This is a genomic window from Hoyosella levis, from assembly GCF_026008515.1.
GTDB lineage: Bacteria > Actinomycetota > Actinomycetes > Mycobacteriales > Mycobacteriaceae > Lolliginicoccus > Lolliginicoccus levis.
Window position 1 is genome coordinate 101,001 of record NZ_BQYM01000001.1, and the last position, 12,618, is coordinate 113,618.

15 protein-coding genes are annotated in these 12,618 nt (G+C 65.7%); 8 read left to right on the plus strand and 7 right to left on the minus strand.

What is annotated here, in order from left to right:
* The first annotated feature begins 112 nt into the window (after nt 1-112).
* The 6 genes from QC765_RS00545 to QC765_RS00570 all read left to right on the plus strand — a co-directional run bounded on the left by QC765_RS00545 (nt 113) and on the right by QC765_RS00570 (nt 5,638).
* Nucleotides 113-343 carry a DUF6403 family protein gene (locus QC765_RS00545; protein WP_278312467.1) on the plus strand — a complete coding sequence of 77 codons (231 nt, stop codon included), beginning with the start codon at nt 113-115 and terminating at the stop codon, nt 341-343.
* Complete coding sequence (locus tag QC765_RS00550; protein WP_278312468.1) at nt 336-1,670, plus strand: hypothetical protein; 1,335 nt, start codon at nt 336-338, stop codon at nt 1,668-1,670. Before QC765_RS00545 ends, QC765_RS00550 begins: the two co-directional genes overlap by 8 nt.
* A complete protein-coding gene (locus QC765_RS00555) occupies nt 1,667-2,587 on the plus strand; it encodes a hypothetical protein (RefSeq protein WP_278312469.1) in 921 nt (306 codons plus the stop codon). Before QC765_RS00550 ends, QC765_RS00555 begins: the two co-directional genes overlap by 4 nt.
* 245 nt (nt 2,588-2,832) lie before the next feature.
* Nucleotides 2,833-3,459, plus strand: coding sequence for an HD domain-containing protein (locus tag QC765_RS00560; protein WP_373876623.1), 627 nt, complete (start codon nt 2,833-2,835; stop codon nt 3,457-3,459).
* 22 nt (nt 3,460-3,481) lie between these two features.
* Complete coding sequence (locus QC765_RS00565; protein ID WP_278312471.1) at nt 3,482-4,537, plus strand: hypothetical protein; 1,056 nt, start codon at nt 3,482-3,484, stop codon at nt 4,535-4,537.
* A gap of 288 nt (nt 4,538-4,825) precedes the next feature.
* Nucleotides 4,826-5,638 carry a GIY-YIG nuclease family protein gene (locus tag QC765_RS00570; protein ID WP_278312472.1) on the plus strand — a complete coding sequence of 271 codons (813 nt, stop codon included), beginning with the start codon at nt 4,826-4,828 and terminating at the stop codon, nt 5,636-5,638.
* Nucleotides 5,639-5,870: 232 nt separating this feature from the next.
* Here QC765_RS00570 and QC765_RS00575 read toward each other — a convergent pair whose 3' ends face one another.
* The 3 genes from QC765_RS00575 to QC765_RS00585 all read right to left on the minus strand — a co-directional run bounded on the left by QC765_RS00575 (nt 5,871) and on the right by QC765_RS00585 (nt 8,326).
* The gene (locus tag QC765_RS00575; protein WP_309297283.1) at nt 5,871-6,680 is read right to left on the minus strand and encodes a pentapeptide repeat-containing protein; all 810 of its coding nucleotides are present in this window, start codon (nt 6,678-6,680) and stop codon (nt 5,871-5,873) included.
* 204 nt (nt 6,681-6,884) lie between these two features.
* Complete coding sequence (locus QC765_RS00580) at nt 6,885-7,247, minus strand: hypothetical protein (protein ID WP_278312473.1); 363 nt, start codon at nt 7,245-7,247, stop codon at nt 6,885-6,887.
* The gene (locus tag QC765_RS00585; protein ID WP_278312474.1) at nt 7,241-8,326 is read right to left on the minus strand and encodes an ADP-ribosylglycohydrolase family protein; all 1,086 of its coding nucleotides are present in this window, start codon (nt 8,324-8,326) and stop codon (nt 7,241-7,243) included. The genes QC765_RS00580 and QC765_RS00585 overlap by 7 nt, the downstream gene beginning before the upstream one ends.
* A gap of 149 nt (nt 8,327-8,475) precedes the next feature.
* Here QC765_RS00585 and QC765_RS00590 point away from each other — a divergent pair, with 149 nt between their 5' ends.
* Nucleotides 8,476-8,826, plus strand: a complete 351-nt coding sequence (locus QC765_RS00590) for a thioredoxin family protein (protein WP_278312475.1) — start codon at nt 8,476-8,478, stop codon at nt 8,824-8,826.
* 10 nt (nt 8,827-8,836) lie between these two features.
* Here QC765_RS00590 and QC765_RS00595 read toward each other — a convergent pair whose 3' ends face one another.
* On the minus strand, nt 8,837-9,433 hold the full coding sequence (locus tag QC765_RS00595) for a dihydrofolate reductase family protein (RefSeq protein ID WP_278312476.1): 597 nt from the start codon (nt 9,431-9,433) through the stop codon (nt 8,837-8,839).
* 32 nt (nt 9,434-9,465) lie between these two features.
* Entirely contained in the window at nt 9,466-9,969 is a 504-nt protein-coding gene (locus tag QC765_RS00600) for a winged helix-turn-helix transcriptional regulator (RefSeq protein ID WP_278312477.1), read from the minus strand.
* A gap of 146 nt (nt 9,970-10,115) precedes the next feature.
* Between QC765_RS00600 and QC765_RS00605 the strand changes: the two genes are divergently transcribed.
* Nucleotides 10,116-11,084, plus strand: a complete 969-nt coding sequence (locus QC765_RS00605; RefSeq protein ID WP_278312478.1) for an NAD(P)-dependent alcohol dehydrogenase — start codon at nt 10,116-10,118, stop codon at nt 11,082-11,084.
* A gap of 28 nt (nt 11,085-11,112) precedes the next feature.
* On the opposite strand, the gene QC765_RS00610 is transcribed toward QC765_RS00605, so the two are convergent.
* A complete protein-coding gene (locus tag QC765_RS00610; RefSeq protein WP_278312479.1) occupies nt 11,113-11,532 on the minus strand; it encodes an MmcQ/YjbR family DNA-binding protein in 420 nt (139 codons plus the stop codon).
* A 92-nt stretch (nt 11,533-11,624) separates the two neighbouring features.
* Complete coding sequence (locus tag QC765_RS00615; protein ID WP_278312480.1) at nt 11,625-12,551, minus strand: trypsin-like serine peptidase; 927 nt, start codon at nt 12,549-12,551, stop codon at nt 11,625-11,627.
* Nucleotides 12,552-12,618 lie beyond the last annotated feature (67 nt).

Below are 12,618 nucleotides of genomic sequence, written 5' to 3' on the forward strand. Positions count from 1 at the left end.
GCTGGCACAATACCTGGGAGAGCACTGGGAGGTTGCCGTGGGATGGATGCTGTGGGCGGCGGGTGGCATTTTGCTCGTGGCAGCGGGGTTCGGAGCCGCCTACGCTCCTCGGATGCGGGCGCGCGCAGCGCACCGACGCACCGCCTGGTCGGCCGCCCGCGCCGCGGTCGACTACGCCGCCATCAGCCGCGACGCTGTAAGCCGCCCCGTAGTGGAGGCGGAGGAGCTGTTCCACAAGGCCGAGCTGCTCATCGCTGCCCGCGGCGGAATCACGGCCGCATCCGAAGCAGAGCAATGCGCCGTCCGCGCAGACCGATTGTGGCGGGCGGCGGCCGATGCGTGAACATCTTTCCTGGATCCGATGGGCATTCCTTGCCGTCGCCATCGCGGTTCTCGTTGTCTTCCTCGTCGCGCAGCGCCAGAGCCAGAACGTGGATGTCAGCTACGGCCAGTCACCGTCGGCGAAGGACGGGGTCATGGACGGCGACCCGGTCGAGCTGACCGACCACGCCATCCCCTCGACCGCGGAGATCCAGGCCATGGCCGAGGAGCAACGCGTGGTGCGGCTCCCGGGGGCGATCGCGCACTGGGACGAGAAGCTGGTCTCGGAAGCTGTCGGAGATAATGAGCCCAAGATCGTAGTCGCGCCGCCCGGCCTGACCCCGGACCAGAAGGCCCAGATCAGCGAGGTCGACGGCATCGACTTCGAGATTATCGGTACCAGCGTCGTCAGCGGGATCACCGGCGCGCGCCACGACGACATCCCCGGCTGGCGCGGCGAGTACGCGACCGGCGACGTCACCAGCCTGATGCTGACGCTCATCGCGGTGGAGCAGGACGAGACCATCCCGGACGATGTCGACGTTCTCGAGCGCCGCGCGCCCACCGGTCCCGAGCTTGCCGCCGTCATAGCCGATCTGAGCGCGGGACGCCCGCACCTCGCTGCCGGCACGACACTGGACGCGGTGCCCGAGAGTGCCCGCCGGGCGTTCCCGGACAGCGCGATCATGGTCGCAGCGTTCCCTCGGCAGGAGTTCGGCGAACCCATGCCCGAGTACGGCCCCGCGCTCGCCGAACGCTTCCCCGGGCAGCCCATCGTGGTGATGCACGGCAATTGGATCGAGTACCACGGCCCGCAGGCCGACGCGTTCGCCGAGATCGCTACCGCAAGCTTCTACGCGCAGTTCGGGAGCCGACTGAGCCGCTGGGACTACCCGCAGCAGAACATCCTCAATGCTTACTTGAACCGGGTGACCGACATCCGCTACTCCGGTGTGTTCGACCGTCCGCTCCCGTACCAGCCCTTCGACCCGATGCGCGTGGCCATGCCCGCGATGCCGTGGCTGTTCGGCGCCAGCGTCCTGATGTTCCTCGCCCTGTCAGCGCGCCAGGTGCTCGGCCCAGGCGCACGGCCGCCGCGCGCCGCGCCTGCTCGCCTCGCGCTCCTCAACACGCTCGCAATCGAGATCTCAGGCCTGTCCTTTGACCCAGCGCTGGCTCGCGGCATCCAGCAGCTCCAGGCCGCGTCGTCCGCTCTCGACGAGGGGCTGCCATTGCCCCACGTCGAGCGTCTCATCGGCAAGGCGGAAGCCGAGCTCGACGAGACCGCGCGCAACATCGGACGGGAAGATCTGCGCCCGCGCAACTATGTGGCAGGCGGTGTCGTGTGAGCACTGCACGGATCAAGGATTTCCTCCGCACACCGTTCGGCATCGCGGTCATCGCGCTGGTTGTGCTCACGGGATGGGCACTATGGACCGCGGGTCTCCTCGACAACGACTTGCAGCGCGCAGCTCGAACCGGCTCGGTCCATGCCGCCGACGGAGTCGATCTCGATACCGAAGAAGCCGCCACGATCATCGGCAACCGGAGGCTCTTCGTGGGCTTCCTTGAGCCAGGCACCGACCTCGGTGACGCATGCGATCAGATCGCCGGTCCCGCGAAAGGGACGCTCGCGCTGCTGCTGAGCCAGGACGGCGGCGAGGACTACGGCACCTACGGATGCTCGCAGCTGCCCGGCGCGGACGATGACAACCTCGGCCAGGCATTCGTCGCTGAGTCCCAGATCAGGCAGGGCATCGACGTGTTCGCCGACCGTCCGCTCGAAGCGATCAAGGTCATCGTCGTCAACTACGACATGCTGGTGAAGGCTGACATCGTGCCAGATCACGCGCGCACCATCAGCCCCTCATTGCCGCGATACCTCATCGCGCTCGCCGCCGTCGCCGCCGTCCTCGGCGGATCTGCCCTCGCCTACCTGACCGCGCGCCGCGCGGGCAAGCTCGCCGCGCAGCGCGCGCAGGGCCGCGCCATGACCAACGATGCGCAGTCATCGCTCGATGCTCAAGCAGCAGTGCTGGCGCGGCAGATCATCGACCTCGACCGGCGCTACTCGGGAAGCGCCCCGCACCTGGACTTTGGCATCAAGTACCGCGCCATCGTGTCCGACTACACCGCGCTCCTCGACGACCTGGCCGAAGAGCATGGCTCCGTCGAGGACCTGGCAGATCGAGTAGACGATCTCGTGGACCGTTGCCGGGCGCTCGAGCGGGCAAGCCGCCCACCTTTCGCGCACAAGCCACGGTGACCTGGCCCGATCCACCCCTTCAGTAGTGCCTGACCACCGAAGGACCAAAATCTGTCGTACCCCTATGCCACGATGAATCTTGTCAGGAGCCGACGGGGATTGCTCTCCCCTCCACCGAGTTCACCGGCACGATGCGCACCGCCCCATCGAGCATTACGCGATGGGTCCGCCATTCTGATCGGCAGCCGCGCCGACTAGTGCTCGATCTCGTTCTCCTCGACACCAGACCATCCCGATGAAAGGTGATGATTGTGACCGAGCAGACCCAGAGGATCGATCCGGTACGGCTGGCCGAGGCAGTGGCGTTCGCGGCCGAAAAGCACAGTGAACAGACCCGCAAGCGCGCGGAGGGGGATCAGCGTCCGCGTATCCCATACATCAGTCACCTGATGGCAGTCTCCGGGATGGTCATCGAGGACGGCGGAGACACTGACGAGGCCATCGCGGGCTTGCTGCACGACTACATCGAGGACATCGATGAGAACGGGGCGGACGAGCTCGAACAGCGGTTCTGCGTGCGGATCCGCGACATCGTGATCGGATGCTCCGGCCCGAAGAAGGAACAGATCCCCGACTTCCGGACACGGAAGCAGGCCTACCTTGATCACCTCACCACCACCCGCGACGAAGGGACCGTGCGCGTCTCCCTCGCGGACAAGGTCCACAACGCACGCTCGACCGTCAGCGACCTCGAGACCGATGGCCCTTCGGTGTGGGACAGGTTCAACGCTGGCGTGGAGGACCAGCTGTGGTGGTACAGCTCGCTCTCCGCGGCCTACACCGACCACGCGAAGGACGGTCGCGCTGATGAGCAGCGGGCCGCGGAACTGCATCGCCTCGTTTCCCGGATGAAGGAATTCGGCGGTCAGTGACCAGCACGTTCTAGGGGGGATAATGGGAGCACCAAGCGATCTGGGGGCCGACGAGATCTTCTGGGAGGCACGCTCCGCGGTCGACCCGAATCGATGGATCACCGTCGATGTCGAAGGGAACTGGCACGCCGATGCCGTGACCACCGAGCAGTTCGACAGGTACCTGCCAAGCACTGATGGCGTTTGGACCGAGCATTACCAGGAGCCGATCGAGCTCGCTTTCTCCTACTCTTACCAGCCTAAGTCGCGCCACGATCACCTGGCCCTGGGCCATCTAGTGGCCATGCTGCTGCCCGAGCCGGTGAACTACTCCGGGTATCCGCCGCCGCTGCCACCAGTGCCGCCTGGCTGCGTCGTGATCGAGGAAGAACTCCTGCGGTACCACGAGGCAGACGACAAGCATCGGAAGGTGCACCGCGCCTGGCTGCGCAGGAAACGGCTCGCCCTCAAGCGGCAGCTAGAGGCGAAGAACACACCCAAGCCCGAGGAGACCGCTATGGAATCTACTGACTACCTGCCCGCCGAGGATCTCGGAGCGTACCTGGCCCGGCACCGCCCACCGGCCATCCAGTCGATAGAACTGACCGTCACCCCGCAAGGCCCCGGCGGCCTCACACGCTTCGGCGACGCGATGCGCACCGTGCTGCACGCCGTCGTTTCCGACTGGCCATCGGGGGTTGTCTTTGTCGTCGCCTTCGACGGGGACTCCCGATATGTGCAAGGCATGTACTACCCGACATCATGGTTGATCGAGTTCGGCGCGCAACCACCGGCCGTGATGCGGGCTGCCATGTCGGACGGATGGATCGATCCTGACTCGATCCCCGATAACCACACGGACTTCGAGAGCCGCCGTGAATGGAAGAACAACCTCGTCCAGGAACTCGACTGGCACGTCGATGGTCTGCCGACAATCGCTGGCGCGCTGGAGAAAGCGGCGTACGAGCACCTCGGCGCGCAGCCCGACGACGCCTACTTCCTGCAGATCTTTCGCACCGATGACGGGGGAGACGACGACGAGGACGTTCTCGTCGCACCCGTTGATGAGCATGACGTGAAGGAGAAGGTGCGCACTTGAGGAGCGCACTACGTCGCTGTCAACCGCGCTGGTTCCTGCAGATGGTGCTCGCTTGGAACGGTCCTCGGTAGCCGGTATCCGGCACGGGCTGTGCCACGTGGCAACTGAGCAACCGGGTCAGCCGAACCCTAGATTGCTGCGCCTTGGGCAATTCGACCAATTCCGTGCAGCACCGCGCAATGCTCAATACACACCCCGCTTTAACAATCGCACTGAACGGACCAGCCCCCGCATGGTCAGCTATCACTACAGGTTGCACTGCGAACCAGGTGGAGGAAGACGATCCTGATGACTCTGACGCTCGAACCGATCCTGCGCAGCGCCCGCATCGACCCCGCCAACGCACTAGTGATTCGCCATGCGTACGTGAAGGAGCACGAGGATACCGGCCTTCAGGGCATCCACGCCGACTCCACGGACGACCAGATCCTGGCATATACGAGCCACCAGTCAGCGAACTCACGGATCTTCCCTGTCGTCCCGCCCAGGATCTGGGTCGTCTTCGTCCGCGAGGGCGGCGACCGGGCCCGGCTCTGGTCAGTGGTGGAGAACTGCGGCGAGATCTCGAATGACGGCTCCCTCCGAGTCTTCGACCTCGTCGAGGCGGAGCACATGGCCGACCTCAGAAACCGGCTAGTGATCGGTTGGAGATCGCCACGCACATGGAGGCTGAACGGCCCCACGGCCGCCGAGTACCCGGTCATGGAGATAGCGGACGCGGAGCCCGTTCCATTCCCCGGTTTCGACAAACTCGTTCTTGACCACGAGCAACTACAGGCGGTGATACGAGACCATCGCTACGCCTCGTGGCGCACGGCGCTCTCGTCGGTGGTGGGCGTCTACCTAATCACCGATACCCGCGACGGACGCCAGTACGTCGGCAAGGCCGACGGAGCTGAGAGCATTCGCCAGCGCTGGACCGCTTACGCGAGCAACGGCCACGGCGGCAACGTCGAGCTGCGCAGTATCGACCCGGTCAGCTTTCGCTTCTCGCTCCTGCGTGTGTTCGACCCTGCGACTCCTACGCGAGTGATCGACGAGGCGGAAAGTCACTTCAAGTTGGCGCTCGATACGCGGCGGCACGGGTTGAACCGCAACTGATAGCTACGATGAACCTCGCTGCGCTGTCACCGATCGCTCGGTGCGCGGACATCCGGAAAACATGAAAAGCGGACCCGGCCCTGCGGATCAGGCTGTAGCGCAGGTAGGCCGCACACGGCCGCAGCCGCACTCTCGGCGACCTGCCGGAAACCGCCCACCAGCAACGCAGCAACGAGCAACACCGAGGTTCGACGCATGGACACAGGATATGCCCGCTGGCGCCGCGCCCCGGCTACCAGTGAGCAGGGTGGTGGAGCGCAGGAGGCAACGTCGTAGCCGAGTCGCCCTTGGCCGCGTTGAGCTGCGACTGGGTGAGGAACAGGGCATCGGTGAGATCGGCGCCCCGAATGTTGGTGTCACGCAGGTCAGCGCCGATCAGGTCCGCATAGCGCAGATCAGCCCCACTCAGGTCGGCGGCTATGAGGAGGGCTCCACGCAGGCTCGCGCCCCGGAGATCGGCTCCCGAGAACTTTGCACCCATCAGATCGGCCCCGCGATAGTCCTTCTTGCCGCCTCGCACCGTCGCTCGGCAGAGCTCGCTGGCCCGCAGAAGCAGTGTGTTGACCTCGCCGCGCAAGGCATTGATATCGAGTTCGAGTATCGACTCGGCGCTGCCTCGGGTCAGCCCATCGAGGTCGGCCAGCCACCGCCGCAGGTCACTGTGAAGCGTGCGGGCGGATGCCAGGTCGAGCGCCGCAGTGACGTACCAGATCAGTTCGTGCAGGTGTCGCATGACGGGCAAGACCTCGAACATCGAGCTCGCCGACTCCGGGGCCTCGCGCCAATCGACGCCACCAAAGGTCACGTGCGACACCTTCTGACCAGCGCCGAAGCAGTCGAACACGGTGCAGCCCGGATAGCCCTTCTCGCGCAGCTCTCCGTGGATGCCGCAAAGGAAGTCCGAGCGTAGGTTCGAGCACGGTGTGCCCGCGGGCTTGCTCACGGCGAAGTCGGCGGACCGGGCGAAGGGGAGAGCGACGCAACACAGGCCGAAGCAGTTGGCACAGTCAGCTTGCAGCTCCTTTCCCACCAGCCCGGACACGGCTCGCGATCGACTGCTCGCGCCATCGGGCTGGGTCCGCGTGCGCCCCCGCGAAGGGGGAGTTCCGTGCTGTGGCGACACCGTGCATGCTCCTGACTTGCGACGAGCATCGTGGTCACGCTGCTCCGAGCTTGCTGCCATTCTCGCAGACGCCGCGCAAGGGTTTGGCGCGCACAGTCGCGAGCCTCGACGACCAGGACCGGTCTACTGGTATCCGCGCAGCCCGAATATGAAGCCCAATGAAGTGCTCGTCGAAGCCGCTTTCGAAGCCGCCCATGCCTCTCCGAGCCCCATCACAATATCGCCATAGCGCTCGTTCACTTCCCGCGCGATCTGGGAATACTCGCTCTCGGCTGCTTCGAAGTCAACGCTGTCAGCCCACCCGATGAAATAGATCGCGTCGCGGAGACGAAGGCCGTCCTCGAATGCTTGCGGATCGGCGTGCTGGGTCTTCGCGGCATCAAGGCCCTCGTGGAGCAGGCCGCGGATCTCGCTCTCGCCGAGGTCGTAGCCCGCCAGCAAGGAAACCCTGGCATCCTCGGGAAGGTCGTGGATCGTCGTCACCATCCTGGATACCGTTCCCCCCAGAAAATGCCGCGATCCTCATCCCGCTCAGAGGTGAACTCGGCAATGAAATCCTCCGCGATCGCAAGCATCGTTCCCCTGCCCTCGAGCCGAACCGCCAGGTCCGCGGGCACAGCAAGCTGGCCATGCAACGCCCCCAGGATGTTCCCGCAGATCGCGCCGGTGGAGTCGCTATCTCCGCTGTGCGACACCGACAAGGACAACGCGTCCAGGAACTCTTCTGGATCGGGGAATGCCAGAGCGGCATACACGGCGATGGCGAGAGCTTCCTCCGCGATCCAGCCCCCACCCAGGCCCTCCAGCGTGGCGACCGATGGCCCGCCCGACCGGGCTGCGATCCGAGCCGACTCGAGCGCCTCGAGTGTCTCCTCGTGGCCGTCCCGCGTGGCCAGGATCCGTGCCGTCGCGTCCAGTGCGTCCTCGAGGCTGGCACCCGCGATAATGTGCTGAACCATCGCTGCTAGCGCGCCCGACGCGAGCTGGCCGGTGATGTGGCCGTGGGTGTAGCCGGCGCATGTTGCGGCCGCGTCGAACGGCCACTCGCCGTTTCCGTTGTCCACGAGATGCAGCGGTACCAGGCCGAACGGGGCGCTGCGCATCACGCCGCCGCATCCCTTCGAGTTGTTCGATGCCGCGTTGCCGTAGCCCTGCCCCCTCATCGCTGCCAGGGCGCTCAAGCATGTGTTGCCGGGAGCGCGGCGGGCGTACAACCATCGCTGTGCCTGGAGCCAGCCGTCGTGCTCGCCACTGGGCCCTGCCAGCGTCTGCGTGTCGAGCCAGCGGTGATAGGCATGGTCGATCACACCGAGGGTGAAGCCGAGCCCGCGCTCGGTCCGGACGTTCGCGCGGATCATCCCTTCCATGGTGAACAACGTCATCTGCGTATCGTCGGTGATCTCGCCGACGGGTTTCGCGAAATCCCGGACACCGTTCGGGAACGCGCTGAGGATCTCGGCAGTCGTGCTGAACTCGACGGGGTTGCCGAGTGCATCGCTGACAGCGCCACCGAGCAAGCAGCCACGCACACGCGAGGCGTAGACAGCGTGATCCACAAGATCCATGACATCAGTCTTACATGGACGACCGACTCACCCATGCCTGTTCGCGCTCGTAGAATCGTTGGTGCGGCTGCCCCTCCCCGCCAGAGCGGCAGCCGCACCGCTCCAGCCGACATGGCACAGCGGCGAGCCCCAGCAAAGGAGGCCTGCAAATGCCAGCCATCACCCAGGTAGGAAACTCAGACTTCTGGACGAAGGTCCGGGACAGCGAGGAACCTGCCGTCGTGGAGTTCTGGGCCACCTGGTGCGGCTTGTGCCGGGCCTTCGCACCAACGCTCGAGCAGTTCGCTGACGACAACGCCGCGAGGCTGCGGGTATTCGCGGTGAACGTCGGCAACGAGCCGGACATCGCGCGGGAGTACGGGGTGACCTCGACGCCGACCACGCTGGTCTTCCACCACGGCAAAGTCGTGCGGTCCATCAAGGGTGTGAGGTCCCGATCCGAGCTTGATCGCGAGCTCGCCGACTTCCTGCGAGTTCCAGCAGCGCCAGCGGGGGAGTAGTGCCCCCGGTCTAGGCCTTGCGCACGGGATAGCGCAGGTGCGTGACACCAACACCCTGAACCACCGTCGGATCGCCGAGAACAGCTGGAGCGCCGGCTAGGTGGTCAAAGAGTCGAACTCCGGAGCCCAGTAGCAACGCCGCGATGTCGACCTGGAGCTCATCGAGGAGGCCAGCGTTGAGGAGCTGCTGGATGGTGTCAGCACCGTGGACCGCGACCGACTTCCCGCCAGAGGCAGCCTTGGCCTGGTTGACGGCGCTCTCGAGGCCGTCCGTGACGAAGTGGACGGTCGAGCCAGGGCGCGGCCATCCTTCGGGGATGTGGTGGGTCAGGACGAACGCGGGCCCCCACGCGTGATTGCCGCCCCAGCCTTGCGCGACCTCAAAGGTCCGTCGACCGGTGAGGACCGCGCCAAGCTCGGCCGTGCGATCACGGACATAAGCGGCGCTCGGCTCGGAAAGGCTGAGCTTCATCGAATCCGAGCCGCCGGTGTGGAGTTCGACGTCACCCGAATTGAAGTACCAATCGAAGACCTCGTCCACGCCATCGTTGGCGTCGGCGACAAAGCCATCGAGGGACATGGACATGATCGCGACGATTCGAGACATGACCTGCTCCTCACCGGCGGTGGCGACCTAGCTCAGGATAGCGCCCCGCCCGGGCTTTGGTGCTCCGGATCGCGGCGGTCCGCGTCCTCGTCCAGCAATCCGGGGCCAGGCGCGAGCTCGATATCGCGCGCCGTGAGCTCGCTTCCGCAGCAGTCGCATTCGAGGCGTACGTGCGCCTCGCCGGAGCAGCCGCGGTGCTGGTAGTGCACGGGCGGGCCCTGTGGGGCCATGTAGTCGTCGCCCCAGTCCTTGATCGCCATGAGGATGGGGTAGAGGTCATGCCCCTTCGCGGTCAGGCGGTACTCCTCGTGCGCGCTACCGGGCGCCTTCTGCTTGACCAGGATCGCGTGGTCGACGAGCCGGTCGAGGCGGTCCTGCAGGCGGCTTCGGGATATGCCGAGCGCGCGCTGGAACTCGTTGAAGCGCCGGATGCCGGTGAACGAGGCTTTGAGCACCAGCAGTGTCCAGCGGTCGCCGAGGATCACCAGGGGTCGGGTGATCGAGCAGGGGAAGTCGGCGAGGTCGTCGTAGCGCATGTGTAGATCCTACCTGCCTGGTTTTAAAACGAGACTAGTCGTGCTAGCGTTCAGTCTCGAAATAGAACCACATCGGGCGGTTCGCTGATCGCGGCCAGCAATCGCGGCGCGCATCAGCAGGGAACAGCCGAGCAGAAGGAGATCCCATGATGGATGCGGTGTACGTCGAGCACCACGGAGGCCCCGAGGTCCTGCGCTACGGGCAGCGCGCCACGCCTCGGCCCGCGCCCGACCAAGTCCTCATCGAGGTCCACGCGGTAGGAGTAAACCCCCGCGACTGGATGCTGCGGCAAGGCACCTACGTCGGCCGCCCCCTCGCCGGTCGATTGCCGATCATCCCGGGCAGCGACGTCTCCGGCGTGGTCGCCGAGGTAGGCGAGAAGGTGGAAGGCTTTACGGTCGGTGACGAGGTCTTCGCCATGCAGAGCCAGCTCGGACACATGGGCGGCTACGCCCAGTACATGGCGGTCAAGGCCGCCTGCGTGGCGCTCAAGCCCAAGGAGATCAGCCACATCGAAGCGGCCGCCGTACCGGTGGCAGGGCTGACCGCATGGCAGAGCCTGTTCGACATCGCGCGGATCGGCCCCGGCGACAAGGTCGTGGTGGTGGGTGCTTCCGGAGGCGTCGGGCACTACGCGGTCCAGCTCGCCCACCATGCCGGCGCACGGGTCACCGCCGTGTGCAGCACGGCCAACGCCGACTTCGTCCGCGACCTCGGGGCAGACGAGGTCGTCGACTACACCGCCGAGCGATTCACCGACGTGGTGCGCGGCCAGGACGTCGTGTTCGACACCCTCGGCAAGGAAAGCCTCGACAGCTGCCGCAACGTCCTGAATCCCAATGGGATCTACATCACGACCGTGCCCAACCTGGCCACCATCGCACGCTGGGCTCAGACAAGCCTGCGCTCCCGCGTGCTCGGAGGACAACGCGCATCAGTCATCACCGTCAAAGCCCGCGGCCATGAGCTGAGCGCACTCGCCGAGCTCATGGCGCAAGGACACCTCCGATCCGTGGTCGACAGCGTCTACCCACTCGCCGAGGCGGCCGAGGCGCACCGCAAGAGCCGGACCTTCCGCACCCGCGGCAAGCTCGTGCTGCAAGTCCGCGACTAGAAGCGCCCGCCCCCGCTGTCGCCCCCGCTCAAGCCAGTCCGTGCTCCGCCAGCCAAACGCGGGCACGTCGGCGCGACGCGCGGCACAACCACGCGTCCTGGACCAGCTCGACGAGCTCTGCGCGAGGTACCTGGTGCAGCTCCGACGCCCTGACGAGAACGGACAGGTGCCCATCAAAATGCGATGTCGTGAAGTAGGGGCGCTGGCGATCCTGGACGAGCGCCTTCTTCTCGCTCTCGCTCGCCACCCAGATGACGATCACATCGTCATACCGTTCGCCAGTCTCCGGATCGACGGCGTCGGGGCGAGCATTGCGGAAGAAGACGAACGACTTGCCACCCACCTGATAGACCGGGTTGCTGCCCGCTTGAGCCACCGTGACATGCGGCATCCCGCCTGCGACGTCGTGAACGTCGGACACCGATGCCGGCCTGTCGTCCTCGGTCATTCGCTCAGCCTACGAGGATCCGGGACCACGCGTCGCCCCGACCGCCTTTGCACCGTTGCGGCCTAAAGCCGGAACGGTGCAAGGGATCTCCGCTAGCGTCCTAGTCCGGAGAGGCTTCCGGTGCCGGGCGTGGGGACTGGTGGCACGGTCGGGGTCTCGTCGAGGTTGTACTCAGCGGTCGCCCATGCATCGGCCTGGTCGATCAGATCGGGAACGACATCGCTGATGCGCGAGCCGCCGTTGCTGTTGAGCACCGTGATGATCTTTGCCTCGCCATCGGAGAATGCCAGGTAGGGGCCGCCGCTGGAGCCGCCACCGACCCAGCACTCGGTCTGGTCAGAGACCCGGCTGATCGCACCGCGACCCTTGCCGGGGTGGTAGGTGTAGTCGCCGACGCAGATGGACTGGCGCAGGCCGTTATAGGGGGACGGGCCGGGGTAGCCGATGAATGATCCGCGCACCGCCTGCCCCGCCTCGAGCCCTGGATGAATCTTCAGCCCACCGCCAGTGAGATCGGCGATCCGCTTGCCGTCCTGGGGGCGGATGACCAGCACGGCGGCATCCGGAACAGATCCGTCGACCGGGTCCGGGGAGGAGAACTTCTTGTCGATGAACCACCCGCCATACGGTTGCTGGCCTTCCTCGGCGGCTGGCGCGAACTTCACCGTGCTGCCGGGCTTGATGTTGACGGTGCAGTGATCTGCGGTGATTGCCAGGGTGCGGGTGGCCGATTCGATGACTGACGCGGTGCATCCCGACGGACCGAACTCCTCGCCGACGTACATTGATCCGATCTTTTGCGAGATCGGGTTCGCGGTGTATGGGGTCTGTACGAAGTAGCCGCCTGTTCCATTGGTGCGGAGCTCGCCCTGCTCGTCGTACTGCAGGCGATCCGACAGCGGTGCCCCCTCTGGGGACGGCTGATCTGCCGAATCCGCGGACGCGGGAACAGCGGACAGCACGAAGGCTGCTGCGAGTGCGGTGGCAGAAGCGGCGCGCAGGCGATGACTGGATCTCACGGGGGTCCTCGATTCGGGAAGTGGACGAGTATTATTGCCGCACAGTCGATTTCGGATCGACCATCGT

What these genes read in the sequence shown, in the direction of transcription:
- QC765_RS00545 (WP_278312467.1), top strand. Translation starts at nt 113, where the DNA reads ATGCGGGCGCGCGCAGCGCACCGACGCACCGCCTGGTCGGCCGCCCGC.
- QC765_RS00550 (WP_278312468.1), top strand. Translation starts at nt 336, where the DNA reads ATGCGTGAACATCTTTCCTGGATCCGATGGGCATTCCTTGCCGTCGCC.
- QC765_RS00560 (WP_373876623.1), top strand. Translation starts at nt 2,833, where the DNA reads ATGATTGTGACCGAGCAGACCCAGAGGATCGATCCGGTACGGCTGGCC.
- QC765_RS00565 (WP_278312471.1), top strand. Translation starts at nt 3,482, where the DNA reads ATGGGAGCACCAAGCGATCTGGGGGCCGACGAGATCTTCTGGGAGGCA.
- QC765_RS00570 (WP_278312472.1), top strand. Translation starts at nt 4,826, where the DNA reads ATGACTCTGACGCTCGAACCGATCCTGCGCAGCGCCCGCATCGACCCC.
- QC765_RS00580 (WP_278312473.1), bottom strand. Translation starts at nt 7,247, where the DNA reads ATGGTGACGACGATCCACGACCTTCCCGAGGATGCCAGGGTTTCCTTG.
- QC765_RS00585 (WP_278312474.1), bottom strand. Translation starts at nt 8,326, where the DNA reads ATGGATCTTGTGGATCACGCTGTCTACGCCTCGCGTGTGCGTGGCTGC.
- QC765_RS00590 (WP_278312475.1), top strand. Translation starts at nt 8,476, where the DNA reads ATGCCAGCCATCACCCAGGTAGGAAACTCAGACTTCTGGACGAAGGTC.
- QC765_RS00595 (WP_278312476.1), bottom strand. Translation starts at nt 9,433, where the DNA reads ATGTCTCGAATCGTCGCGATCATGTCCATGTCCCTCGATGGCTTTGTC.
- QC765_RS00600 (WP_278312477.1), bottom strand. Translation starts at nt 9,969, where the DNA reads ATGCGCTACGACGACCTCGCCGACTTCCCCTGCTCGATCACCCGACCC.
- QC765_RS00605 (WP_278312478.1), top strand. Translation starts at nt 10,116, where the DNA reads ATGATGGATGCGGTGTACGTCGAGCACCACGGAGGCCCCGAGGTCCTG.
- QC765_RS00610 (WP_278312479.1), bottom strand. Translation starts at nt 11,532, where the DNA reads ATGACCGAGGACGACAGGCCGGCATCGGTGTCCGACGTTCACGACGTC.